This window comes from Mycolicibacter arupensis, from assembly GCF_002086515.1.
Lineage (GTDB): Bacteria > Actinomycetota > Actinomycetes > Mycobacteriales > Mycobacteriaceae > Mycobacterium > Mycobacterium arupense.
Map to the genome: position 1 here is coordinate 1 of NZ_MVHH01000044.1, position 23,942 is coordinate 23,942.

Annotated in this window: 21 protein-coding genes; 10 read left to right on the forward strand and 11 right to left on the reverse strand. The window is 67.9% G+C overall.

Annotated features, from left to right (window positions below):
* Window positions 1-216: 216 nt before the first annotated feature.
* The 3 genes from BST15_RS16705 to eccB all read right to left on the reverse strand — a co-directional run bounded on the left by BST15_RS16705 (window position 217) and on the right by eccB (window position 6,599).
* On the reverse strand, window positions 217-516 hold the full coding sequence (locus tag BST15_RS16705) for a PE family protein (protein ID WP_046191252.1): 300 nt from the start codon (window positions 514-516) through the stop codon (window positions 217-219).
* A gap of 360 nt (window positions 517-876) precedes the next feature.
* Window positions 877-5,091, reverse strand: a complete 4,215-nt coding sequence (locus BST15_RS16710) for a type VII secretion protein EccC (RefSeq protein ID WP_046191253.1) — start codon at window positions 5,089-5,091, stop codon at window positions 877-879.
* Entirely contained in the window at window positions 5,088-6,599 is a 1,512-nt protein-coding gene (eccB, locus tag BST15_RS16715) for a type VII secretion protein EccB (protein WP_046191254.1), read from the reverse strand. Before eccB ends, BST15_RS16710 begins: the two co-directional genes overlap by 4 nt.
* Before the next feature lie 891 nt (window positions 6,600-7,490).
* On the opposite strand from eccB, the gene BST15_RS16725 reads away from it, so the two are divergent.
* The gene (locus BST15_RS16725) at window positions 7,491-7,895 is read left to right on the forward strand and encodes a hypothetical protein (RefSeq protein WP_083071064.1); all 405 of its coding nucleotides are present in this window, start codon (window positions 7,491-7,493) and stop codon (window positions 7,893-7,895) included.
* Between the two features lie 16 nt (window positions 7,896-7,911).
* On the opposite strand, the gene BST15_RS16730 is transcribed toward BST15_RS16725, so the two are convergent.
* The 5 genes from BST15_RS16730 to fabG are packed head-to-tail and all read right to left on the reverse strand — an operon-like array spanning window position 7,912 to window position 12,361.
* Window positions 7,912-8,475, reverse strand: coding sequence for a hypothetical protein (locus BST15_RS16730; protein WP_046190792.1), 564 nt, complete (start codon window positions 8,473-8,475; stop codon window positions 7,912-7,914).
* 14 nt (window positions 8,476-8,489) lie between these two features.
* Complete coding sequence (locus tag BST15_RS16735; protein ID WP_046190793.1) at window positions 8,490-9,212, reverse strand: GntR family transcriptional regulator; 723 nt, start codon at window positions 9,210-9,212, stop codon at window positions 8,490-8,492.
* A gap of 4 nt (window positions 9,213-9,216) precedes the next feature.
* Window positions 9,217-10,410 carry an acyl-CoA dehydrogenase family protein gene (locus tag BST15_RS16740; RefSeq protein ID WP_046190794.1) on the reverse strand — a complete coding sequence of 398 codons (1,194 nt, stop codon included), beginning with the start codon at window positions 10,408-10,410 and terminating at the stop codon, window positions 9,217-9,219.
* Window positions 10,407-11,621: an acetyl-CoA C-acetyltransferase gene (locus BST15_RS16745; protein WP_046190802.1), complete on the reverse strand. Its 1,215-nt coding sequence runs from the start codon at window positions 11,619-11,621 to the stop codon at window positions 10,407-10,409. Before BST15_RS16745 ends, BST15_RS16740 begins: the two co-directional genes overlap by 4 nt.
* Window positions 11,622-11,623: 2 nt before the next feature.
* Window positions 11,624-12,361, reverse strand: coding sequence for a 3-oxoacyl-ACP reductase FabG (gene fabG, locus BST15_RS16750; RefSeq protein ID WP_046190803.1), 738 nt, complete (start codon window positions 12,359-12,361; stop codon window positions 11,624-11,626).
* A 93-nt stretch (window positions 12,362-12,454) separates the two neighbouring features.
* Here fabG and BST15_RS16755 point away from each other — a divergent pair, with 93 nt between their 5' ends.
* Together BST15_RS16755 and BST15_RS16760 are read left to right on the forward strand one after the other, a co-directional pair.
* Window positions 12,455-13,633 carry an acyl-CoA dehydrogenase family protein gene (locus tag BST15_RS16755; protein ID WP_046190795.1) on the forward strand — a complete coding sequence of 393 codons (1,179 nt, stop codon included), beginning with the start codon at window positions 12,455-12,457 and terminating at the stop codon, window positions 13,631-13,633.
* A gap of 316 nt (window positions 13,634-13,949) precedes the next feature.
* Window positions 13,950-14,597, forward strand: a complete 648-nt coding sequence (locus BST15_RS16760) for a glycoside hydrolase (protein WP_046190796.1) — start codon at window positions 13,950-13,952, stop codon at window positions 14,595-14,597.
* Here BST15_RS16760 and BST15_RS16765 read toward each other — a convergent pair.
* Window positions 14,594-15,145: a methyltransferase domain-containing protein gene (locus BST15_RS16765; protein WP_046190797.1), complete on the reverse strand. Its 552-nt coding sequence runs from the start codon at window positions 15,143-15,145 to the stop codon at window positions 14,594-14,596. The genes BST15_RS16760 and BST15_RS16765 overlap by 4 nt on opposite strands.
* Before the next feature lie 21 nt (window positions 15,146-15,166).
* Here BST15_RS16765 and BST15_RS16770 point away from each other — a divergent pair, with 21 nt between their 5' ends.
* Together BST15_RS16770 and BST15_RS16775 are read left to right on the forward strand one after the other, a co-directional pair.
* Entirely contained in the window at window positions 15,167-15,745 is a 579-nt protein-coding gene (locus tag BST15_RS16770) for a diacylglycerol-binding protein (protein ID WP_046190798.1), read from the forward strand.
* 7 nt (window positions 15,746-15,752) lie between these two features.
* Window positions 15,753-17,417 carry a ribonuclease H-like domain-containing protein gene (locus tag BST15_RS16775; RefSeq protein ID WP_046190799.1) on the forward strand — a complete coding sequence of 555 codons (1,665 nt, stop codon included), beginning with the start codon at window positions 15,753-15,755 and terminating at the stop codon, window positions 17,415-17,417.
* 6 nt (window positions 17,418-17,423) lie between these two features.
* Here BST15_RS16775 and BST15_RS16780 read toward each other — a convergent pair whose 3' ends face one another.
* On the reverse strand, window positions 17,424-17,819 hold the full coding sequence (locus BST15_RS16780; protein ID WP_046190800.1) for a DUF732 domain-containing protein: 396 nt from the start codon (window positions 17,817-17,819) through the stop codon (window positions 17,424-17,426).
* Between the two features lie 114 nt (window positions 17,820-17,933).
* Here BST15_RS16780 and BST15_RS16785 point away from each other — a divergent pair, with 114 nt between their 5' ends.
* Genes BST15_RS16785 through BST15_RS16800 form a run of 4 tightly spaced genes read left to right on the forward strand, consistent with a single transcriptional unit; the run spans window position 17,934 to window position 22,189 of the window.
* Complete coding sequence (locus tag BST15_RS16785; protein WP_046190801.1) at window positions 17,934-18,245, forward strand: DUF732 domain-containing protein; 312 nt, start codon at window positions 17,934-17,936, stop codon at window positions 18,243-18,245.
* 51 nt (window positions 18,246-18,296) lie between these two features.
* Window positions 18,297-19,946: an NAD-dependent malic enzyme gene (locus tag BST15_RS16790; RefSeq protein ID WP_083071066.1), complete on the forward strand. Its 1,650-nt coding sequence runs from the start codon at window positions 18,297-18,299 to the stop codon at window positions 19,944-19,946.
* A 56-nt stretch (window positions 19,947-20,002) separates the two neighbouring features.
* Window positions 20,003-20,683 carry a VldE C-terminal domain-containing protein gene (locus BST15_RS16795; protein WP_046190805.1) on the forward strand — a complete coding sequence of 227 codons (681 nt, stop codon included), beginning with the start codon at window positions 20,003-20,005 and terminating at the stop codon, window positions 20,681-20,683.
* 3 nt (window positions 20,684-20,686) lie between these two features.
* Complete coding sequence (locus BST15_RS16800) at window positions 20,687-22,189, forward strand: hypothetical protein (protein ID WP_109370749.1); 1,503 nt, start codon at window positions 20,687-20,689, stop codon at window positions 22,187-22,189.
* Window positions 22,190-22,193: 4 nt separating this feature from the next.
* Here BST15_RS16800 and BST15_RS16805 read toward each other — a convergent pair whose 3' ends face one another.
* Window positions 22,194-23,336: a hypothetical protein gene (locus BST15_RS16805; protein ID WP_083071067.1), complete on the reverse strand. Its 1,143-nt coding sequence runs from the start codon at window positions 23,334-23,336 to the stop codon at window positions 22,194-22,196.
* A 221-nt stretch (window positions 23,337-23,557) separates the two neighbouring features.
* On the opposite strand from BST15_RS16805, the gene BST15_RS16810 reads away from it, so the two are divergent.
* Window positions 23,558-23,941, forward strand: coding sequence for a DUF6319 family protein (locus BST15_RS16810; protein ID WP_046189238.1), 384 nt, complete (start codon window positions 23,558-23,560; stop codon window positions 23,939-23,941).
* The last annotated feature ends 1 nt before the right edge of the window (window position 23,942 follow it).

Consider the following 23,942-nt stretch of genomic DNA (forward strand, 5'->3'; position numbering starts at 1 on the left):
GCACATCAAAACGACCCGCCATCGAACGCATCGCGTCCGGGTCAGTCATAAAACGTGTAGCCACTGTCTTGTCTCCTTGTCTACGTTGGTTGTTACTGGTTGTTATTTGGTGATTGACGAACTATTTCCGTCGGTTACCGAGGTAACCGACGGCCGGCTTTGAACGAATGAATGGTTCCCCTTCCCCACTCTCGGCCGGAAAACGACTGTCTCCGGTTAACCCGCCGCTGCAGCGTTGGCTGCCTCGGTGGACGCGTAGGAGGTTGCGCTCGTGTTCAAGGTGGCGACGAACATGTCGTGGATCGCCGCGGCCTGGGCGCTCACCTGCTGGTACATCGCAGCGTGTGCGGCGAACTGCGCGGCGGTCAGCGCCGAGACCTCGTCGGCAGCGGCGGGAAGCACACCTGTCGTCGGGGCTGCGGCAGCGGCGTTCTGCGCGTTCAATGCCGCCCCGATACCGGTCAGGTTCGCGGCGGCGGCTGACAGCGCTTCCGGCTGCGCATTCACGAACGACATTCGATTTACCTCCTCTGGATCGCGGTCAGCAATCTCTCTGCTGTCGATCGTAGAGGGTCAAACTGCCCTGGTGAAGCCGCTGAGCGAAGTGTTCACCTGCAGATAACAAGTGTTCATCTGAGGTAACAATAAGGCGGCGCCAAAACAGCGCTGTGATCAAGAAAATGGCTTCAAACTGGCGAAACACAGGAATGAAATTTCCTGTGGAGTGAGTTCGCGGCTACCGCACAGAAATGTGCGGGCACTGGGTCGTACGGAGAATTCTGACGCGGATAAGCCGGGGCGTCAGGCCCGGGTGTGACCCCGCCAGCAACCACTGGGACGCTGTTGTGGGCGTCACAGTGGCTGCTGGCGAAAGGGTCAACCTGCGGGGGTGGTGGCGCGCTCCTGCGCCGGCGCCCGGCGCAGTTCGGTCGCGGCGACCTGAACGAACACGCCGGTGTCCTCGGCCATCAGCAGGCCACGGCCCCGAGGCAGCGGGCCGCCCTTCATCTTGCCGCGGATGAAGCCCTCGTCGGGGTCGGCATCCATCACCAGCAGCGGCGCATTGGCCTGGTGCAGCGCGCGCAGCAGCGGGTCGGAACCTGCGGACGACCATCCACCGAAGGTGCGGGTAGCGATCACGTGCAGACCCACGTCCGCTGAGCGGGTGACCCAGGGGGCGGCCTTCTGGAACGGCGAGTCGAAACCGGCCGGGAACTGCTGGATGTCGTCGATGATCAGGAAGATCTCCGGCCCGCTCCACCAGGTCCGCGACAGCAGTTCTTCGGCCGACAGCCCGGGCGGAGGTTCCCGGTTGGCCAGGGTGGTGGCCAACTCGTTCGCCAGCGCGACCGCGCCGTCGACGTTGTAGGCGAACTTCTCCACATAGTCCGACCCCAGCGTGGTCAGCAACTGCCGGCGCGGGTCGATCAGCCACACCTGCGCGGACGGACGACCGTCCGGGCTGGGCTCCGGGGCACTGCTGGCGCCCGGCGCGTAGAGCCGCTCGATCTCGCTCATGATGGTCGCCAGGGTGGTGGTGCGGCCGCACTCGCGACGTCCCGTCACCATCAGGTGGCCGTTCTCGGCGAAGTTCAGATACACCGGAGCCAGGTCCAGCTCGGAGATCGCCCAGGCGATGCCGCCGGCACCCACGCCCTCGCGGCGATCGTTGGCCGCCACGGCACGCACCTCGTCGAGGCCGAACCGCGCGGGCAGACGCCGCACCGGCCGGACCCGGCCCACAGCCACCTGGCTGACGGCCGCAGCAACGCTGTCGGACTCAAACACCCGCTCGCTGGTGTCGGCCATCGCGGGCCGAGCGATCAGGGTGTGCAGGCCGGACTGCGGGTCGCTGTCGAGGCGCACATAGTTGACCGCGACCATGCCACGTCCCGGCTTCACCGGAACATCCTTGGCGAATCGGGAACGCACCAGCTTGGCGTCCTCGACCGCGGCCAGGCGCAGCTCCACCCGGGATCCGAAGCCGCTGCGCACCGGCGGGCGCAGCTCGGACTCACGGTCGGCGGTCACGATGACGTGCACACCGAACGAGGGACCCTGGTTGATGATCTGGTTGACCTGCTCGACCAGCACCTCGTTCTCCTCGGAGAGCGCCCGGTAGTTGTCGACCACCAGGTACACGTCGCCGAAGCCGTCGTTGGGCACCGATCCCGGCGCACCTTCGAACTTGCGGCGCCGGAACACCTCCATCGAGGCCACGTCGTTCTCCAGGAAGCTGCGCTTGCGGGTACGCACCAGCGCCAGCAGCTCGGCCACCGTGCGGCGCACGCCGTCCGGGTCGGTCGGTCCGCAGACGCTGCCCACGTGCGGCAACCCGGCGACGGTGGTCAGCGAGGTGCCGCTGTAGGCCAGGCAGTAGAACTGGACCTGTGCGGGGGTGTGGGTCAGGGCCGCCGCGCAGATCAGCGACTGCAGCGTCGTCGTCTTGCCCGAACCGCCGGCACCCAGGATCAGCACGTTGGCACCCGGCCCGGCCGTCTCCACCGTCAACGGCGGCTGGTCGTGCTTGTAGGGCCGGTCGATGACCCCGATCGGGAACACCAGGTCCCCACGGGTGCCGTAGTCCTCCTGCCAGGGGTGGCCCAGGTAACGGTTCACCAGGTCCTCGATGCTCACCGGGTTGTCCAGTGGCGGCTGCCACAGCCGGTAGGGCTCGAAGTCGATCTGACGGAGCTGGTCGATGATCACCGTGCCGACCTTGGGCGTCCGGATGAAGTCCTCTTCCTCCGGGGGCTCGCCGGGCGCGCCCGCGGGCTTGGAGTCGATCGCGGTCAGCTCGTCGGCCGCCTCGATCTCCGGGGTGCTGACGCTGACCTCGAGCGGGGTGTACTCGGTGGTGAACAGCTGCGGGCGGATGTAGTCCACGGCATGCGTCAACGGCATCTGCTCGTCGTCGAGAATCCCGCCCCGGTGATAGTCCCGCCACAGGAACTCGGCCTGGAATCGGATGACCTCTTCACCGCTCTTACGGAAGTAGCCGAGACCGGCCTTGCCCGGCAGGTTCACCGCGTTGGGCACGCCGGCGGCCTGCGCGGCACCGGCGGTCTGCGCCTTGAGCACCAACCGGTAGCCCATGTTCTCCATCAGCTTCTCGGCGCGACTCTCGATGGTCTGCGAAGCCATCATCAGGTGCACCCAATACGCACGACCCTGCCGGCCGATCGAGTCCAGCACCTCCACCGCGGTGGGCATGATGCGGAACCACTCGTAGAACTCGTCGATGACGACCACCAGCATCGGCAGCGGCGGCAGACTCTCGTCACCGCGTGCCCGCATTCGGGACCGGATCTCGTTGTATTCCTTGGCTCCGTCGACACCGGCGTTGTCGCACATCGACTTACGCCGGGCGATCTCACCCCACATGGCCTCCAGGAAGCGCTCCATAAGGGCCTGGTCGTCTTCGAGGTCGGTGATGATCCGCGACACGTGCGGAACACCGGCGAACGGCTTGACCGCCGAGCCACCCTTGAGGTCGGCCAGCACGAACTGCAGCTCGTCCGGCGGGTGAGCCAGCAGCAGCGACTCGATCACCGTACGCACCAGGGTGGACTTGCCCGAACCGGTGGTGCCGGACATGACGCCGTGCGGGCCGTCACCGCCCTCGTCGAGGGACTTCATGTCCAGGAACAGCAGCTCACCGTTGTCGGACCGGTTACCGAACGGAATCCGCAGCCGGCCACGGCTGCCCGCGTCGCGCCGGCTCGCCCACAGCTCTTCGAAGTCGATCCGTCCGGCGTCCTCGATGCCGTAGTAGGCCATGATGTCGCGCGCACCGATGTGGTGCGTCACCTTCTGGCCGATCTCCTCGTAGGCCGCGGCCAGCCGCCAGTGCGCCATGCGCTGCGCGAACTGCTCGGCATCGCTCTCGCCGACCTGGTCGGCCAGCGCGAAGAACCATTCGTTGTCGTCGATCACCATCCAGGTGTCGCGGTCGCGCGGCAGGGCGCTGATGATGCCCTTGTCGTCCAGGCGCAGTACCCGCTGGGAGACGCCTTGCCATTCCGGGGCGCCGGTCAGATCGAAGAACGTCACGCCATCGATGCCCTCGGTGGTGTTGACGTACTCCCACTGGGGGTCCAGGCCGTCGACGATGATCAGGTGATGCGGAGTCGGTGTCTCCGCCGACGAGCTGGCGTGGCGCGGCATGAATGATCCACGGCCGGAGAACAGTTCGGCGTGCTCGGTGGCGAAGTCCTGCACCGATCCGTAAACCATGCGGGCGTTGCCTGCCGCGTCCTGCCGACGCGGGTCACCGAAGTGCGGCACCCACTTGACCCAGTCCCACCGCTCCACATCCGACGTCACCACGATCATGCGCAGGTGGTCGGGTCCGTGCGAGAACGCCAACTGGCAGATGATCGCCCGCATCAGTCCGAGCACCTGTTCGCGCTCGCCCACCAGCGAATACCACGGCTCGACCAGCAGCGAGATCATCTTCGGCAGGTTGTAGACCACACTCTGGTAGCGCCCGAATTCCTGCAGTGCCTTGCCGGTCACCGGCTCGAGTTCGATGTCGGTCGGCATGTTCTGCGGTTCACCCCAGGTGACCTCGGGCCGCGTCATGCCCACCCCGACCCGGGCCAAGCCGAAGTTGAGGTCCTTGCCGTTGGGCTGGCGCTCCCACATGCGTTGGGAGCCCACCGCGGCGGGCAGCGTGGCCGGCGCGGGGTGGTACCAGCGGTAGTTGGCGTCCATGCTGTCGGCGGACTCGGCCGCGGATTCGCGCAGCCGGTCCAGCATGAGCATGAACTGGGCCCGCATCGCGTCGAGCTTGGGCCGGCTCAGCTGCTGGGCGCCGCCGCCGAATCGGCCGCCGAACATCATCATCGCGACGCCGCCGATCATGAAGATCGGGAAGATCGAGCCGGCACCCAGGAACATCCGGGAGCCGCTGGCCACGGTCATGGCGACCATGCCGACCAGCAGACCGACCACCAGCACCCCGACCACCACCAGCCACCACGGCTTGCCCTCGGGGGGCGGCACGCTCAGCGGCGTCGGCAATACGATGTTCTCCGGTTTGACTACCGGAGCACGTTCCGGCGTCGGCCGGGCGTATCCACGTTTCATCTGGGCACCGCCAATTCTGCTGGGGACATATCGGTGGGCAAGGTGTCGTGACGAACCAGCGCATCCTGGCGAGACAGGGTCGGGCCGTGCGCCAGCAGGCGCAGCGCCACCGACGGTGCCAGGGCCGGCTCGCTGACCAGCCCCAGCGCCTTGCGCTCATCATCGCCGGGGATCCCGAACCGCACACCCGAAGCCGACAGCCACCACAGCGATTCTCGCGTGGAGGCGTCCGGGTCATTGCCGGTCACGGCGACGAAATTGCCGTAGCCCGAACCGAAATAAACCCGGTCGGCTTCGGGCAGGTTCGCGTCATTGGTCTTGACCAAGGACACCACTCGCTTCATCTGCTTCTGCGACACCGGAATCGTGGGACCGGAGACCACCTGAACCCTGGCCCGGCTGTCACCGGCGGAACGCTCCCACCACCAGCAGGTGGAGGGATTCTCTTTGATGTCGACGACCTGCAGGGGGCCTTCGGGGTAGGCCGACAGGTCCAGTCCGGTGACCACCGGCATCTTCGCCAGGTCCTGCGGCGTGACCACCGCCGGTGCACCGCCTCCGGTAGCGCCTGCGTTCTGCAGGATGCGAGCAACCACCGACGACACGGTCTGCACGCCGTTCATCAGCACGACCGAATACTGTTGCGGCCCAGCCAATTGCGGCGTGGTGAACACCGTCCCCACCGGGCCGGGCGCGTCCGGGAAGGCCGGCGGGCGGCCGGCGTCGGGCACGAACGGCACGGCCAGTTCCGGTCCCACCGGCAGCGCGTCGAACAGCGCCTGGCTCATGGGGCGAGCGTGATCGACCTGCTCCGGGGTCAAGCCCAGGGGCAGCAGCACGGCGCGGTCGGCGGCGTCGATGCGCGACCGGCGGCCCTGCCGGACCACCCAGGAGTCGTTTCCGTAGCGCAGCACGACCGCGTCGGGCCCGTCCAGCACCCGGCGGCGCGAGTTGAGTTCCGGGGTGCCGTCGATCACCGTCACCGTCACCGGTGACACCGCGCCGACGCCCTGAACGTTTGCGACGGTGTCGCAGATCAACCACGACGACGTCGAGGGTGTGGTGGGCAGGATGTCCGAGGGCGCGCCGGGGATGCCGACGAGCGGCCCGTGCGGCTGCTCGGCGATCTGGGTGGCCCGCACCTTGTGCGGGTTGTCGGGCCTACCGGCGATCAAGCGCGCGGAGGCCAGATTCAGTGCCGGATACAGCGTGTCGCCGACCCGCACGTACAGGGCTCCGGAGTCGCGATCGGCAATGATGGGCGATTCGTTCATCTGACCCGAGGGGCTCAGGAAAGACCAGAGCAAGGCGCCCAGGCAGACCACCGCGCCCGCCGACACCGACGCCACCACCGCCAGCGACTGCCGACGGCCCGGCTCGACTTCCATCCGAACCTGCCAGCGCGTCAGCGCCATCGCGGTCCGTCGAGCCAGGAACTGGTACCCCGTCATCTGGGTACGCGTGGACAGTCCAAGGCCGTAACCGGGTCCCCGCTGTTCGTCAGCCACGGCGCACCCCGATCCGCGCCCGTCGCACTGCCGGATTACGGCGCGGTGCCGGTCCCTTATTGGTTGTCATCTACCCCTGCCTGGTCACAAGTTTCTTCACTGCGCATGCTAGCTGTGAAGCGCAACGGCCGCCCGCGGAGAAGATTGCAATCCGGTGGCGATGACGAAACTCGGTTCGCCTGTTTCTTGCCGAAATTATGACGTCCCTATATGAACGATCTGTTAAGCGCCAGAGCCGCGTGAGTTCCGCCGCTCCCCGTTCAGCTGAAGGCAGAGAGGTTTCGGGGAAATCACCTCCCCGGTCGGTCCCTGCCAGCGGTCAGCGGGTTGTTCGTGCGCGCGGCGCTGGATCCTCACGGAAGTCGGCGGCCGCGCTGCCTGAGTTGCCTGTCAGGATCCTGCGGCTCCGACACCGCTATGTCGTGTTACGTGCTTATTGCGAGAGGGTCTCGTCAATCGGCCACTGCAGGTCACGGCGGCGTTCGACCGTGGCCGACCGGGAGGTTCCTCGACCGATGGGGGCAAACTCGGCCTCACCCGGCACACCGTCACCCCGCAGCTGCGGAAGGCACCGGGCCTGCGGGTTCATGTCCGCCCGGCCAAGCCCGATCGGTGCCTCCGCACACTGGGCGCCCGTCGCGATCAACCCGAAGGATCCGGAGAATTCCCGCCGTGAGGAATTCATCACACACGACCGGGAAAGCGTGTCGCCGTCGCCAGTTCGGCGGCGGAATCCAGCCGGGGTCGGTTGGCCGGACATGCTCAACCCGTTCGTGCGGATCTGCGTGATCGGCGCCGGTTACCAATTTCTCCGTGCCCGTCCGAGATTGAACTTCAGCCCACCCCGCCGCCGTAAGGTGACTACCAAGCGCCGAGCGACGGGGAGCATCCATGCGCAATCGCGGTTTCGGAAAATCAGTGCTGTCGATGGTGGCCGTCGGACTCGCGGTGGGATTAGTGGCAACCGCCTGCGGCGACTGCGGCGATGATTATGACGAGGACACCTACGGCGACGTGCTGGAAGCGCCCGACGCGCCCGCGGCGCCGCCGGTGCCTGGCAACGATCCCGGCAGCGAGCCCGAGCCTGGTCCGTCAACCCTGCCGGAGACCCCGCTCACCAGCGCCGCTCCCGTGATCGAGCCCACCGCCCAGCAGGCGCCGGCGGCGCCTTCGGCGCCGCGCGCTCCCTCGGCGCCCGCGGTTCCTGCGGTCCCGGCGATTCCGGCCATTCCCGCGATTCCCGCCATTCCGGCGATCCCGGCCATTCCGGCGATCCCCGCGATTCCCTACCCCTGAGGCCGGTTCCGGTCGATCAGATTCCGGTCCACGCTGAGTCGAGCCGCTCGGCCACATCGATGATCTGGGCCTGCTGAGACTGCGGGTTCTCGATCTCGTCGGCCACGTAATGCGCGATGAAGCGGCGGATCTCGCCGTCCACGCCGGCGAAGATCCGCAACAACTCACCGCGGATAGAGGTCGACGACACCTCGACGGTGATGTCGGACGGCCGGGGCTTGGGCACATCGATGATCAGCAGCAAGGGCTGGGCGGCGCGCGCGGTGGCACGCAGCGCGATCTCGCCGGCGACGGTGAAGTGCTGCTTATCCAGGCGCAGATCGATGAGCAGGTCGATCTCCAACGGAATGTGGATAGCGAACGTCAGTTCCTCACCCAGACCACGGGCCACCCGGGGCTGCTGAATCCGCACCCTGGCACTGACCCGCGCGATCCCGCCCGGACCCTGGCGCATCGGGGGCATCTCGAACTCGTCGCCGGCGATGGCGGCGAACGCAGCAGCCACGCGTTCTTCGGTGACCGCGATCTCGAAGAACTTGCGCCCGAACTCCTCGTAAGTCAGGTAACTGTGGTTCTGCATAGGTTGATACGGTCTCACGTCCCCGCCGGGGACGGGCGCTGATCGGACTGCGCGTCGCTGCCCTCTTCGCCCGAGACCACCCCCCGGCTGCTTAGATGCTCGACCAGCGGGGCCACTCCGGCGGCAAGGTGCTCGGCCATCGCGGTCCGCGCCAGTGTCTGATCGTGTGCCGCCAGGGCGGTGAGCACCCGCCGGTGATCCCGCATCGAGCGCTCCGGCCACCCGGCGATGGCCGGGAAGACCGACTCGGGCGCGTACCGGGTGATCTGCGACATCATCTGGGCAAGCTTGGGCGAGTGCGCCGCCACATTGATGGCCCGGTGGAACTCGTGGTTGAGCCGCACGGTCTGGTTCTGGTCATCTCCGGCGTAGGCCTGTTCCAGCTGGGATTGGATCGACTCGAGCTCGGCCAGCTGCTCATCGGTGATACTCGCGGCTGCCCGCGCTGCCAGCTCACCACCGACGAAGGCCTGAACGTCGGCGACATCCGCCAGATCACGCCGGGTCACCGGAACCACCATGAATCCGCGATGGGGCTGCTGGACCAGCAGGCCTTCGCCGCGCAGCTCCAACAATGCCTCGCGCACCGGGGTGACGCTGATACCCAACTCCGTGGCCAGCTGGTCCAATCGGACGTAGGACCCCGCGGCATAGCCCCCGTCGAAGATCCGTTGGCGCACAAAGCGCGCGACGGCCTCCGACAGTTGTGGCCGGGTGCGGAAGTCGGGAACAGCCATGACGTCAGATGCGGTAATCGGCGAGGAGTCGCTTGCTGATGATCTGTTTCTGGATCTCGCTGGTTCCCTCGCCGATCAACAGGAAAGGAGCGTCGCGCATCAGTCGCTCGATCTCGTATTCCTTCGAGTAGCCGTAGCCGCCGTGGATGCGGAAGCTCTGCTGGGTGACCTCGTTGCAGTACTCACTGGCCAGGTACTTCGCCATGCCCGCGGCCAGGTCGTTGCGCTCGCCGGAGTCCTTCAGCCGGGCCGCGTTGACGACCATCAGGTGCGCGGCCTCCACCTTGGTCGCCATCTCGGCAAGCCCGAACGCGACGGCCTGATGCTCGGCGATCGGCTTGCCGAAGGTGCTGCGCTGCTGGGCGTATCGGGCTGCAAGCTCGAAGGCGCGGATGCCCACCCCGCAGGCGCGTGCCGCCACGTTCACCCGGCCGACCTCGATGCCGTCCATCATCTGATAGAAGCCGCGACCGGTGACTCCACCCAGGACATCGGCCGCGCCGGCCCGATAATCGTCGAAGATCATCTCGGTGGTGTCGATACCTTTATATCCGAGCTTGTCGATCTTGCCCGGGATGGTCAGCCCGGGGACGACTTCACCGAATCCGGTGGGCTTTTCGACCAGGAACGCCGTCATATTGCGGTGCGGAGTGTCGGCCCCCTCATCGGTGTGGACCAACACCGCCACCAGGCTGGACGTGGCACCGTTGGTCAGCCACATCTTCTGGCCGTTGATGAGGAAGTCGCCGGCGGCGGTGCGGGTGGCCCGGGTGCGGATCGCGGCGACGTCGGAGCCGAGCTCGGGTTCGGACATCGAGAACGCCCCGCGCACTTCGCCGGTCGGCATCGCCGGCAGGTAGCGCTGCTTCTGCTCCGCGGTGCCGTGCTGGCGCAGCATGTACGCCACGATGAAATGGGTGTTGATCACCCCGGAGATGCTCATCCAGCCGCGGGCGAGCTCCTCCACGCACAGTGCATAGGTCAACAGGGACTCGCCCAGCCCGCCGTATTCCTCGGGAATCATCAGGCCGAACAGGCCCAGATTCGCCATGCCTTCGACGATCTGCTGCGGGTAGGCGTCGGCGCGCTCGAATTCGGCGGCGTGCGGTATCACCTCTTTGTCGACGAATGCCCGCACCGCCGCGATGATCTCGGTCTGGCCCTCGGTCAGTCCCAACGTCTGGCACAGTCTGGTCATTCGCCAACCCTTTCGAATACGGCGGCCAGCCCCTGGCCGCCCCCGATGCACATGGTCTCCAGCCCATAGCGCCCCTGGCGGCGGCGCAGCTCCCGCGCCAGTGTCGCCAACATCCGGCCGCCGGTGGCGCCCACCGGATGTCCCAGCGAGATTCCCGATCCGCGCACGTTGGTGCGCTCCCGGTCCGCGACGCCGAATCCCCACTCCGCCATGACCGCCAGCGCCTGGGCGGCGAACGCCTCGTTCAGCTCGATCAGGTCGATGTCGGACAGCGTGAGGCCGGCCCGCGCCAGGGCGACGTCGGTGGCCGGCACCGGGCCGATGCCCATGACTTCGGGCCGCACCCCGGCCAGGCCCCACGACACCAGGCGAACCAGCGGGGTCAGTCCGAGCTGCTGCGCCTTATCCCGGGTGGTCACCACACACATCGAGGCCGCGTCGTTCTGACCGCTGGAGTTGCCCGCGGTGACGGTGGCCTCGGGATCGGTTTTGCCCAGAACCGGTTTGAGCGCGGCGAGCGATTCCACGGTGGTGTCGGCGCGGGGATGTTCGTCGGTGTCGATCCGCTGTTCGCCGGCGCGGGAGCGCACCGTGACGGCGATGATCTCCTCGGCGAGGAGCCCGCTGCGCGCCGCGGCCACTGCGCGCTGGTGTGAGGTGACCGCGAGTTCGTCCTGTTCGGTACGGGAGATGCGGTATTGGCGGCGCAGGTTCTCGGCGGTCTCCAGCATTCCGCCGGGCACCGGGTGGTGCCGCCCGCCCGCGGTGGTGCGGCCACGCGCCAGGCCGTCGTGTACCCGGATTCCGCCGCGTGCCCCACCCCATCGCATGTCGGTGGAGTAGAACGCCACATTGCTCATGCTCTCCGCGCCGCCGGCGATCACCACGTCGTGCGCGCCGCTGCCGACCTGCAGGCAGGCCTGGATCACCGCCTGCAGTCCCGAACCGCACCGGCGGTCCACCTGCATACCCGGCACCGTGACCGGCAGACCGGCGTCCAGTGCGACGACTCGACCGATCGCCGGTGCCTCACTGCTGGGATAGCAGTGCCCCAGCACCACGTCGTCGACGGCGTCGGCGGGCAGGCCGGTGCGCTCGATCAGTCCGCTCAAGGCGGCGACGCCGAGGTCGACGGCGCTCAGCGAGGCGAACATCCCGCCGTAGCGGCCGATGGGGGTTCGAACCGGTTCGCAGATCACCGCCTCGCGCAGGGTCACAGGTGTCGACCGCCGGTCACCTCGAGCACGGTGCCCGTCATATAGGAGGACAGATCCGACGCCAGGAACAGCGCGACGGTCGCCACCTCGTCGGGCTCACCCGCGCGACCCATCGGCACCTCGGCGACCTTCGAATCCCAGATGCGCTGCGGCATGGCCTCGGTCATCGCCGAGCGGATCAGTCCCGGCTGGATCGCGTTGACGCGGACTCCGAGGTAGGCCAATTCCTTGCTGGCGGCCTTGGTCATGCCGACGATGCCGGCCTTGGCGGCCGAATAGTTGGTCTGCCCGAGCATGCCGACCTTGCCGGATATAGAGGACATGTTCACGATCGCGCCGCTCTTGCGTTCGCGCATGATCGCCGCGGCCGCGCGCAGTCCGTTCCAGGTGCCCTTGAGGTGTACCGCGATCACCTGGTCGAAATCGTCTTCGGTCATCTTGCGCAAGGTGGCGTCGCGCGTGATACCGGCGTTGTTGACCATGATGTCCAGGCCGCCGAATCGATCGACGGCGGCCGCCACCAACGCGTCGACGTCGGCGGCGACGGTGACGTCGGTGCGCACGGCCACCGCCACGTCCGGGCCGAGGCGCGCCGCTGCGGCCTCGGTGGCCTCCTGGTTCAGATCGCCCAGCACCACGCGGGCGCCCTCGGCGACGAAACGTTGTGCGATCGCGAAGCCCAGCCCCTGCGCGCCGCCGGTGATCACCGCCGTCCGCCCATTCAGTAGTGCCACGCCGCAACCGTCCTCTGTGTCGTGCCCGCCCATGGTCGGACGACATCATATTTCATATATGATTTGCGGGCCAGTGCCGAAAGGGGCCGTGTCATGACGATCGAAACTGTCGACGACGACGTCTTCGCCGAGATTCTGTCCCAGACCCGCCGGTTTGTGCGGACCGTGGTGGTGCCGCGCGAACAGGAGATCCTCGACACCGATCGCGTGCCCGACGATCTCCGCCAAGCCGCCAAGGACCTGGGCCTGTTCGGGTATGCGATCCCCCAGCAATGGGGCGGCCTGGGCCTCGACCTCACCCAGGATGTCGAGCTGGCGATGGAATTGGGCTATACCTGCCCCTCGGTCCGGTCCATGTTCGGCACCAACAACGGGATCGCCGGCCAGGTGCTGGTGGGATTCGGCACCGACGAACAGAAGGAGCGCTGGCTGGCGCCCATCGCCGCCGGCGCGGTCGCCTCTTTTGCGCTCACCGAGCCCGGCGCGGGCTCCAATCCGGCGGGACTACGTACCAAGGCCGTGCGCGACGGCTCGGGGGATGACGCGGAGTGGGTGCTCGACGGCCAGAAGCGGTTCATCACCAACGCTCCCCTGGCCGACCTGTTCGTGGTGTTCGCCCGCACCCGGCCCGCCGACGAGCGGGGCGCCGGCATCGCGGTGTTCCTGGTACCGGCCGACACCGCCGGGGTCGAGGTCGGGGCCAAGGACGCCAAGATGGGCCAGGAGGGCGCCGCCACCGCCGATGTCACGTTCACCGGCGTGCGGCTGCCGGCCGCGGCCCTGGTCGGCGGCAGCGAGGACATCGGCTACCGCGCCGCGATGACGTCACTGGCCCGCGGCCGCATCCATATCGCGGCCCTGGCGGTGGGCGCCGCGCAGCGCGCGCTGGACGAGTCGGTGAGCTACGCCGCCACGGCCACCCAGGGCGGCAGCATCATCGGCGACTTCCAGTTGGTGCAGGCCATGCTCGCCGACCAACAGACCGGGGTGATGGCAGGCCAGGCCCTGGTCCGCGATGCCGCACGTAAGTGGGTCAACGACGAGGACCGGCGGATCGCCCCCTCGGTGGCGAAGGTCTTCTGCACCGAGATGGCCGGCAAGGTCGCCGACCTGGCAGTGCAGATTCACGGCGGCAGCGGGTACATCCGTGGCGTTCCGGTGGAGCGCATCTACCGTGACGTGCGCTTACTGCGGCTCTACGAGGGCACCAGCGAGATCCAGCGGCTGATCATCGGCTCGAATCTGATCAAAAAAGCCAAGCGCGGACTGTAAGCAGCGTCACTTTCAGCGGCCTGTCGCGGCGTGAGAATTTTCGCCGAAAACGGCCGCGGCAGATACCTGCGGCACACCCATTGATCAGGCAATTTGATTGAAATAATGCGAATTTGTGACCGTTGATTAGTGCCTGAACAAACGCACACGAGCCGTCTACCAGCGCTTACGCAAATAGATCGACCGGGTCTGCGCATTTTCGCGGGTCTACCTGGCGTTTTCCGGTGAAACGTTATGTTTGACAACATGAATACCAAACGTGATGCGTGCCACAGATTTTGGTAACCGCAGTTAGCCATTGTTAACGTGCCTGGTCATGTTTGGTCTAGAAGCACTGATGGCGCTCATCCAGCAGGTTTCGGGCACCCCGTACATCGTTGGTGGGAACACTCCCGCCGGTACGGACTGCTCGGGTCTGGCCTCCTGGGTGTCCAACGTCGCCAGCGGCCGGCCGGCCTTCAGCGGCCGGTTCCACACCGCCAACGAAGAGTCAGCGTTGCTGGCCCGTGGTTTCCGGTACGGCACCGCACCCAACGCCGTGGTGGTGGGCTGGAACAGCCACCACACCGCGGTCACCCTGCCCGACGGCACCCCGGTGGCCAGCGGCGAGCCCGGCGGCGTGAAGATCGGCGGCGGCGGCGCCTACCAGCCGCAGTTCACCCACCACATGTACCTGCCCATGGAAGCCGAGCCTCTCCCCGAGGGCGCCCCGGTGGAGTTCGCCGCCATGGTGGAGCCGGGTCCCCCGCCCGCCGAGCCGATGGCTGAGCCCATGGCCTTCGAGCCGGCCCCCGCTCCGGTGGACGCACCACCGTTCGAGGTCCCGCCCATCGAGCCCCCGCTCGAGGCCCCGATCGACGTGCCGGCCGGCGAGGCTCCCCCGATGGACGCCCCGCCGCTCGACGAGGCTCCGGCCCCGGCACCCGCCGCCGATCACGAGGAACCGGCACCGGCACCGGCCTAGGACTCGCGGCGAGCCAGTAGCCACGCCACCCCCTGCGCTTCCCCCGCGGCGATCACCGTCAGGCCGTCGAACGCCCTGCGCAGTTCGCCCGGGGCAGCCCGGAATCGTCCCGAGCCACCTCCGACCTGGCTCAGGGCGGTGACCGCCAGCAGGCCCCCTGGGGCCAGCCGGGCGATCATCGGCGCATCCAGCCGCCGGTCTCGGAACCGAGAGCAATAGAGGACGTCGGCGGCCGGTCCCTGCGGCAGCCCGTCGTCAAGGTCCACGACGTCAAAGCGGCACTGGTCGCCCAGACCGCAGTCGCGTGCGCGGCGTCTCGCCTGCGCGATGGCTACCGGCGAGACATCGCACCCCAGCACGCGCAGACCCCGTTGCGCCAGCCAGAGCGCCCCGGTACCGCGTCCGCAGGCGATGTCGAGCGCGTGGCCGGTGACCGGGAACTCATCGACGAACGGGGCGAACACCGGGTCCGGCGCGATCGCGGCCGGATCCTGCGCGGGGTGCTGCGCATACCGCGCATCCCAGCTGTTGCGGTCCTCGGCGCTCATCGCATGGACGATACTGCTGGGGTGAAACTACGCCCCCCGATCGCCGTGCTGCTGTTTGTGATCGGCGGCGCGGCCGGTCTGATCGGTGATCACTCCCACGTCGTCACCGGCACCACCGAATACCTGCCGTCGTCGCGGATCGTGCCGTACATCTTGAGCAGCCCGCTGTATTTCCCGATTCTGGTTGGATCGGCGGCGGTGTTCCTGGCGGAACTGCGTCTGCTGCTGCCCGCCCCGCGCACCACGGTCACCGTCCGCCAGGGGGTGGCCGGGATGGCCGCCGTGCTGGGCAGCTACGTGGTGACCGCGATGTTGCACACCGCGCCGGTGGTTCCGCTGACGACGTTGATCTGCGCATTCGCCGTCCTCACCTACTGCGCGTTGGGCGACACCCCGGCGATCCTGTGCGGTCTGGCGATCGCGCTGATCGGCCCGGCCGTGGAGATCGGGATCGCCGCGGCGGGACACTTCCGCTACGCCCCGGGCTCGGACGGACTGTTCGGCGTGGCGCCATGGCTGGTGCCGCTGTACTTCGCCTTCGGGGTGGTCGCGGCGCTCTTCGGCGAGATCGCCGCCTCGGCACGTCGGCCGGCCGAGTAAGGCAGCAGTGGACGCGACGGCACCGGTCACGCTGGGCGGCTACCCGGCGAAACGATGTGCCCGCGTCACCCATAACGAATTCGCCCCGGGAGCCGTCGAGCCGGCGCCGCTGCCCCCGGATCTGGAGGCGCTGCGCAACGCTGGGATCGAGTTCGAGGCGCATGTTCTCGACGAGCTCCGGTCACGCTACGGCGCATCACACCGACTGGTGTTACTGGACGCCGGCACCGGCTGGGCCGAGCGGCAGCGACGCACTGTTGCCGCGATGGCGGCCGGTGTCGAGGTGATCGCCGGCGGCTGCCTGCCGGAGATCAACGGGCGTAAGGGCCTGCCCGATCTGTTGGTCCGGCACAAGGAGGGCTACCTGCCCGTCGACATCAAGAACCACCGGACGGTGGCGGGGGCCAAACGCTCGTCGGTGGAGATCGCCACGTTGTCGGAGCCCGATCGGTGGCAGACGCATCCCGGCCACAGCGATCGCGGCGCGCGCTGGCGTGACGATGTCATGCAACTTGCCCACTACACCCGGATGCTGCAGGACTTGGGTTTTCACTGCGGGGTCAGCCGCGGCGGGATCATCGGCAGCTCCGACCTCACCGCACTGCTCGGCGAGGCCCTCGGTATCACCTGGTATGACCTGGATGCCGAGAACATCGTGACGTACTCGGCCAGCGATCCCACCCACCGCAGACCGCGCTCGGCCCTGCAGCGCTATGACCATGAGTTCACGTTCCGCCTCGACGTTGCTGCGGCGGCGGCCGCAGGACGGGAACTGGTGCGGCCCTACCGCATCAGCGACTGCGGTACCTGCGCATGGTTCGACCACTGCGCCACCGTGGCCGGCCAGGACGACGCGTCGTTTGCGATCACGGCGGGCCACCTCACGATTCGCGAGTGGCAGTACCTCTACCGGCATTGCGGCGACGGGAACACCTTGAGCGTCCCGCAGCTGGCAGCGGTCGATGTGGACGCACACATCGAGGGGTTTCGCCTCCAGTCCGTGGGCACCAAGATGCCGCGGGAACGGCTGGCCAATGCCGTTCGGCGAGCCAGAATGAGTTGGACCGGTGTTGATTTCGAACCGCACGACGCCAGCGCGGTGACGGTGCCCGGTGCCGACATCGAGGTCGATTTCGACATCGAGTGGGATGACCAGGGCCGGATCTACCAGTGGGGCCTGCGCATTCGCGACGGCCAGGACGACACCACCGCCCGGTATGAGCCGGTGGTCTCCTTCGATCCGCTCGATGATGACGGCGAGGCCCGCCTGGCCGCCGAATTCGCCGCCCGGATACAGCAGTTACGCGGCGATGCCACCCGGGAGGGCAAGTCGATACAGATATTCCATTGGCACCACCCGGAGATCTCCAGTACCCGCAGGTTCGCCGACGTGCGGCAGGCGATCGACGGGCTCACCTTTGACCTGCGCAAGTGGTTCGACGCGACCTTCTTCGCCCGCACCTCGTCGTCGATCAAACAGGTGGCCGGCTTCTTCGGTTTCCGGTGGGAGGTCGAGGATCCCGGTGGCCTGGCGTCCCAGGGTGCGATCGACACCGCGCGGGGCACCGGCCCGCAGTCCGAGGCCGCCCGGCAGTGGTGCCTGAGCTACAACGAGTGCGACGTGGCGGCGCAGGCCGCCATTCGCGACGGGGTGCGCCGCCACCTCCGCTGAGGAGTTTCAGCCCTGCGTCTTCACCGCGGGGCAGATGTTGGTGCGGGCCGCCTCCACCACCTCGCCGGCGGTGGGTTTGGGGATCTGAAGGTAGGCGGCCACCTGGTCGACGATGAGGCTGGTCGGATGCTTCGGGAATTCCAGGCATGCGGTCCGTCCCGCGGCCAGCCGGCGGGCCTCGGTTCCGGGCGGGAACTTCGCGCGGATGGCGTTCAGATAGGCCATCTCAGCGGGACTGGGATAGGTCGACTGTTGCTCGGCGCACCGCAGAATGTCGGGGCTGTTGCCGCAGTAGTCGGGGTCGCGGGGATTGAGGGGGTCAGCCTGAGCTGATGACGCGGCCGCGATCAGCCCGGCCAGCACACCTGCGGCCAGCGCCGCCCCGAGTGCGGTTGATTTCACGTCCAGCGCCTTTCTTCTCGCCGGTTGACGCTAGCAGCAATACCGGTGCGATCGGACGGACTTGCCCGCCCCGGCCGAGCCGTGCCGCCACATCCGGGCCGTAGCATCACCGGTATGCGTTGGGCCGTCCGATCGATCGCACCCCTGTCCGTCGCCGCTGCCGCCCTCGGCGCAGTGCTGGGTGCGGCCACCGCATCCGCCGACGATGCCGGATTCATGACCTATCTCAATTCCCACGGCTACACCGCCCGTTACGCGGATGATGCGCCGGTCACCGAACCCAGTGTGCGCGCGCTGGGACACATGATCTGCGAGAACCTGCACGTCGGGCGGACCGTCGAGATGCAGGCGCCCCACTACCCGGCATGGCCGCAGTTCTTCCTCATCGCCGACGCAGCCCGTCAGGAGCTGTGCCCCGGTTCCTAGCGCAACGCGTCGCGCCGCACCGGCCGGCGGTTGACAGAAAGGTGACTGAAAGTGACCCCGCAACAACCGCACCGCCGAGGCCAAGATCTGTTGTTCGATCCGCTCACCACCAAGGGCACCGCATTCAGCCACGACGAGCGCCGTGAGCTGGGCCTGTTGGGCCTGCTGCCGGTTGCGGTCAAGTCCATCACCGAACAGGCCGCGCACACTTACGCCGAATTCTCTTCCCGGCGAGATGATCTGGACAAGCACATCTACCTGCGCGCTTTGCAGGACCGCAATGAGACGTTGTTCTATCGGCTGTTGAGCGATCACATCGAGGAGATGCTGCCGATCGTCTACACCCCGACCGTCGGCGACGCCTGCCGGCAGTTCAGCGAGATCTACCGGCGGCCCCGCGGACTGTTCGTGTCCTACCCGGATCGCGACCGGCTACGGGAGGTGCTGCGCAACCGGCGGGAAGAACAGGTCGACGTCATCGTCGTCACCGACGGCCAGCGCATCCTGGGCCTGGGTGACCAGGGCATCGGCGGGATGGGCATTCCGATCGGCAAGCTCTCGCTCTACACCCTGATCGGCGGGATCGATCCGGCCCGCACCCTGCCGATCATCCTCGACGTCGGCACCGACAACGTCGAACTGCTCCACGACCCGCAGTACCTGGGATGGCGTCATCGCCGGATCAGCGATGAGCAGTACTACGCCTTCGTCGACGACTTCGTCGCGGTGGTGCACGAAGAACTGCCCGAGGTGCTGCTGCAGTGGGAGGACTTCGCCACCGTGCATGCGCTGCCGCTGCTGAATCGCTACCGGGACCGGATGCTGACGTTCAACGACGACATCCAGGGCACCGCGGCGGTGGCCCTGGGTGCGCTGCACGGTGCCGTCCGCGCCGCGGGGCGCCCGCTGTCACAACAGCAGGTGGTGATGCTCGGCGCCGGATCGGCGGGCATCGGCGTGCTGGAGATGGTCCGGCAGCAGATGGTCGCCGAAGGTCTGTCCGACGCCGAGGCCGGCGAGCGGATCTGGGCGATCGATATCAACGGGGTGCTGACCGACGACCGCGATGACCTGTCCGAGAGCCAGCGCCGATTCGCCCAGCCCACGTCGCGGGTGTCGGGCTGGGACGCCCGCGGCCTGGCCGATGTGGTGCACCACGTCGACGTGGGCATTCTGCTGGGCCTGTCGACGGTGGCCGGTGCGTTCACCGAGAGCATCGTTCGGGAGCTGGCGGCCAAGACCGACCGGCCGATCATCTTCCCGCTGTCCAATCCCACCAGCCGAGCCGAGGCCCACCCGGCGGAGCTCGACGAGTGGACCGGGGGACGCGCCCTGATCGCCACCGGGTCGCCCTTCCCCCCGATCCCCCACGGCCAGGGCAGCCGCCGCGTGGCGCAGTGCAACAACGTCTACATCTTTCCGGCGATGGGGCTGGCGGTCACCGCCGCGCGGGCCTCGCGCGTCACCGACGCCATGATGCGCGCTGCCGCGACCACGCTCGGCGATGCCTCCCCCGCGCTGAGCGACCCCGGCCAGCCGCTGCTGCCCGCGTTCGCAGACCTGCCCGAGATCACCACCCGGATCGCCACCGCGGTCGCCATCCAGGCGGTGCGTGACGGCGTGGCACCGCAGGCCTCCGATGAGGAGGTCGCCGAGGCCGTTCGGCAGGCCCGCTGGACCCCGGAATACCGGTCTCGATAGCCGCGCCAAACCACCGGTCCCGCGCCAACCGGCGTGAAGTCACTAAAGTGCTCTTGGTGGACGGACGAAAGATCGCCAGGTTCTGCGGTCGCAGCCTGGCCATTGTGACGTCCTTGGCTATCTCCGGTGCCCTCATCTACGCCCAGAGCAGCAACGATGCGGCACCCAAACCCACCGAGACCCCGCAGGCCGCACCGTCCTCGACGCCGGCCCCGCCGACCGGGGGCATGCGGATCGCCAACCCCGCCGAGGCCGCGGCGCTGGCGGCCAGCGTGCCGATGCCCACCGAGGGTCAGCAGTTCACCTTCCCACTTCCCCCCGGCGCGGCCCCGGAGAACGGGCTGCAGGTCAAGACCATCTGGGCGGCCCGCACCATCGGCGTGCTGTTCCAGGAGATCACCACCATCTACGGCTACCGCCAGGACCCGCTGCGCTGGCATCCCGACGGGCTGGCCATCGACGTGATGATCCCCGACTATCACAGCGAGGCCGGGATCCTGCTCGGTGACCAGATCGCCGGCTACGCGCTGGCCAACGCCCAGCGCTGGGGTGTCAACCACGTGATCTGGCGGCAGAAGATCTACCCGGGTGTCGGTGGCGGAAATTGGACGTCGGACTACGGCAACGAAACCGCCAACCACTACGACCATGTTCACATCGCCACCGATGGCGGCGGCTATCCGACCGGACAGGAGACGTACTACATCTCCTCGATGAGCCCGCCGCCCAAGGATTGACCCATGGCGCCCGCCGTCCGTGCCACTGTCGCCGGTGTCGTCCTCGCGACCGGCATCGGACTCGGTGCGTACAACCCATGGTGGATGGCGGTGTTCGTCGCTGTCCCGCTGATCATCACCGGGCTGCTGATCGCGCCGCGGCCCACCCGCCTGTCGGGGCTCACACCGTTTCGCCCCGGGGCCTTAGAGCACTACGCGCCGGCTCAGATCGAAGCACTGACCCGCAGCAGCCTGTCCAACGACGACATGGCGCCCACATTGGTCACGGCCACCCTCAGCCCCGCCAACGACACCAGCTACCGGGCGCGCTGGATGACATCGATGTCGCGCAAGGACTTTCAGACCCTGATCGATCATCCCCGTACCGCCTTGGCGCCGGAGACGTTGCCGCCCCGCGAGGCCAGCCGCACCCCTGATTTCGGCGATCACCCCGGGCGCCGGGCCGTGGCCTATCCCGCGATCACCGTCGGCACCGCGCTGGCGGTGTTGTTCGGCGCCGGGCCGGCATGGCATCTGCCGATCGCGCTGCCCTCCATCCCGGTGGCCGCATCGCATTCCGCTGCCAGCACCGCCAACCTCGATGCGCGCCGGGACGCCATGATCCGCACCATCGCCGACAAGCTCGGGCCGGGTGCCGCCGATAACCTGCTCGATCTTCGCCTCTCCGAGGACGGCTCCGACTACGCCACCGTGCTCAATCCGGCCAACGGCGAAGCGACGAGTGTCTATATCAATCGGGGCCGCGACGCCTACACCGCGTCCACGCCGAATTCCCTGCGCAGAACCAGTACTTTCACCGCCGAAGACGTGGCATCGATCGACCTGTCCACGATCGTCGACCGGATGGCGGAGCGGTTTCGCGCGGTGGGCAACGACGACGGCCTGGACGAATTGGAGATCAAGCGATCCGGTCCCGGAAAGCCGATCGTCCTCAATGGCCGATTCAACGCACCCAGCACGTTCGCGTTCGACAAGACCATTCAGGCTCGTCCCGACGGGACCGTGGCCGAGCTGTTCGACCCCGCCGACTTCGCCGAATCACTCCGGCAGGCCCGACAGTTACTGCAACTGGCCGGCGTCGCGCCGTCGGATCCGATACTGCGAAGCATCCAGATTCGGGGAGTCGCCCGCAACACCCCCCACCTGCACGCCAGCCACATTCAGAACAGCGGCGGAGTACTCATCGAATTCCGGTCCGAACAACACAGCGGTGACGCCGTCGCGGTGCCCGGGCAGCTCCCCGAGATCATCGACCGCTCCTACGGAGCGAACGCGCCGAGCTTCAGATTCGACGAGGTATCGCTGAGCGCCTTGGAATCCGTTCGCGCCCAAGCCATGAAACGCGGTTCGCTGGAGCCTTACGAAAGCCGGGCCGTGGACATCGAGATGTCCGATGAGTTCAGCGACGGGTTGGGTCTGGCGATTCGCGTGCAGCTTGCCGGCGTGGACGCCGCGTCAGGCACCTACTCCCCCAGCGGCGAGTTCCTCAAACAGGGCGCCCGCTGAGCAGTCACCGAGCCGATTCGATGGCCCGGCGGGTGACGCCCTCCAATTGGGCCAGTTGGACTTTCGGCGGGCGGATCGCCCCACGCTCGGCGAGCTTGCCGACGATCGCGCGGACACGCCCGTAGTAGGTGGCCTGTTCGGCGGGCATGGTGCTGGCGGCCGCGTGGTTGTAGAGCTTGAGGGCGGTGTCGAGCTCATCCTGGTCGGCCTGTTCGAGGTAGCTGGTCCCGACCTTCTTTCCGTGCGCTTCACAGCCGATCCAGGCACGGCGCAGTGCGACCACGGCCTGCTGATAGGCGTCGGCCAGCCCACGGCTGTCCGGGTAGGCCTCGGTGCGCAGGGCCTGCGCCTCATCGAGGGCCATCTGGAAGGTCTGAGTCTGCTCCACGGTCACGTCGGTGATCGCGGGGTACCGCAAGAGCATCGCAGGGTCCAGCTCGTAGGTCCCGTAGGCGCCCAGGATGTCGTTGTGGTGCCGGATCGCGTCCTCCCACAACCGTTTCGCCGCCTCTTCGGTGCCGGCATCGGCGATCCGCGGGCCCCCCGACGGCGGAGCCGCTGGAGCCTCGGGCGGCGCCGAGGGCGGCGGGGGCGCGCTGGAGGGTGTGGCTGCCGCCTTGGCGGCACGCGGTGGTGTCGGCAGCGCCGCCTGCAGCCGGCGAAGGATCTCCGCGGCGGCGGGATCGGATTCGACGATCGCCACCCACCATTCGTCGTGGCCGCCGGCGCCGCTGGTAAACGTCAGCTTCAAGTACTTGTGGCCCAGCACGGTCAGATGCCGGCCCTCGGTCGAGGTGGCATCGGCCGGCCCACCGCGCCGGGCCGCGGTCAGCGACGCCAGGGGGTAGCTGATGATCTCGCGGTCTTCATTGCCGAAGTACACGGTGTCGGCGTCGACGCTGACCAGAATCGCGCCCCGGTCGCCCAGGCGGCCGTAGGCGGCCGCGCCCAGTGCGGCCGTGATCAACGCCGCCACCGTCGTGGCGGTCACGAATCCCGTTGCCCCGCAGAGATTGAGCGCCACCAAGGCGACCAGGCTCACCGCCAGCAACAGCGTTCCCGTCGTGGCCGCGGCGCGATGCCGGGCGGTCAGGTATTCCGTCCGCGCGGACACCGCGACCGTCGGGGCGTGGGGTCGGGCATTCATCGGCACGTCGGATTCCTCGGCGTCGGGGACGTCGCCCCAGCATAGGGTGTGCCCTTGGGCGCCGCGGGCGAGTCAACCAACCACAGACGTCGAACGTGTGTTCTAATGCAGGGCGAGGCCGCCCGCCGCCGCGGGCGATGATTCAGCAAGGAGTTCGCCGCACCATGACCGCCCCCACGATCGCCGCAGACGCCCCGACCACTGTCCCCGACTCGCTCGGGATGAACCGGGCGACTCCGGCCCCCGAAGCTGCCGAGGCCCCTGAGGCTCCCGTCACGCCCGAGGCCCCAGCCGCCCCCGAAGCCAAGGAACCGGCCAAGAAGGCAGCCGGAAAGAAGTCCAAGACCCTTGAGCTGACCCTGACGGTCACCGGGACCGCCGACGGCGAGTGGCATGCCGAGATCAAGCAGGGCAGCAGCTATCTGGTGCGCAATCTGGCGGTGGCGGCCGCCGCGGTGTCGCGCGCGGCCAAGGAGCTGCATGAAGAGCTGTTCGCTCCCATTGAGGCGCTCATGGACGAGGCGCGCTCTCAGCACGCCGCGCGGGTGGCCGCCCTGGAGGCCGAACTCGAAGCCGCCCGCAAAGCCCTGGCTGACTTGGACTGAG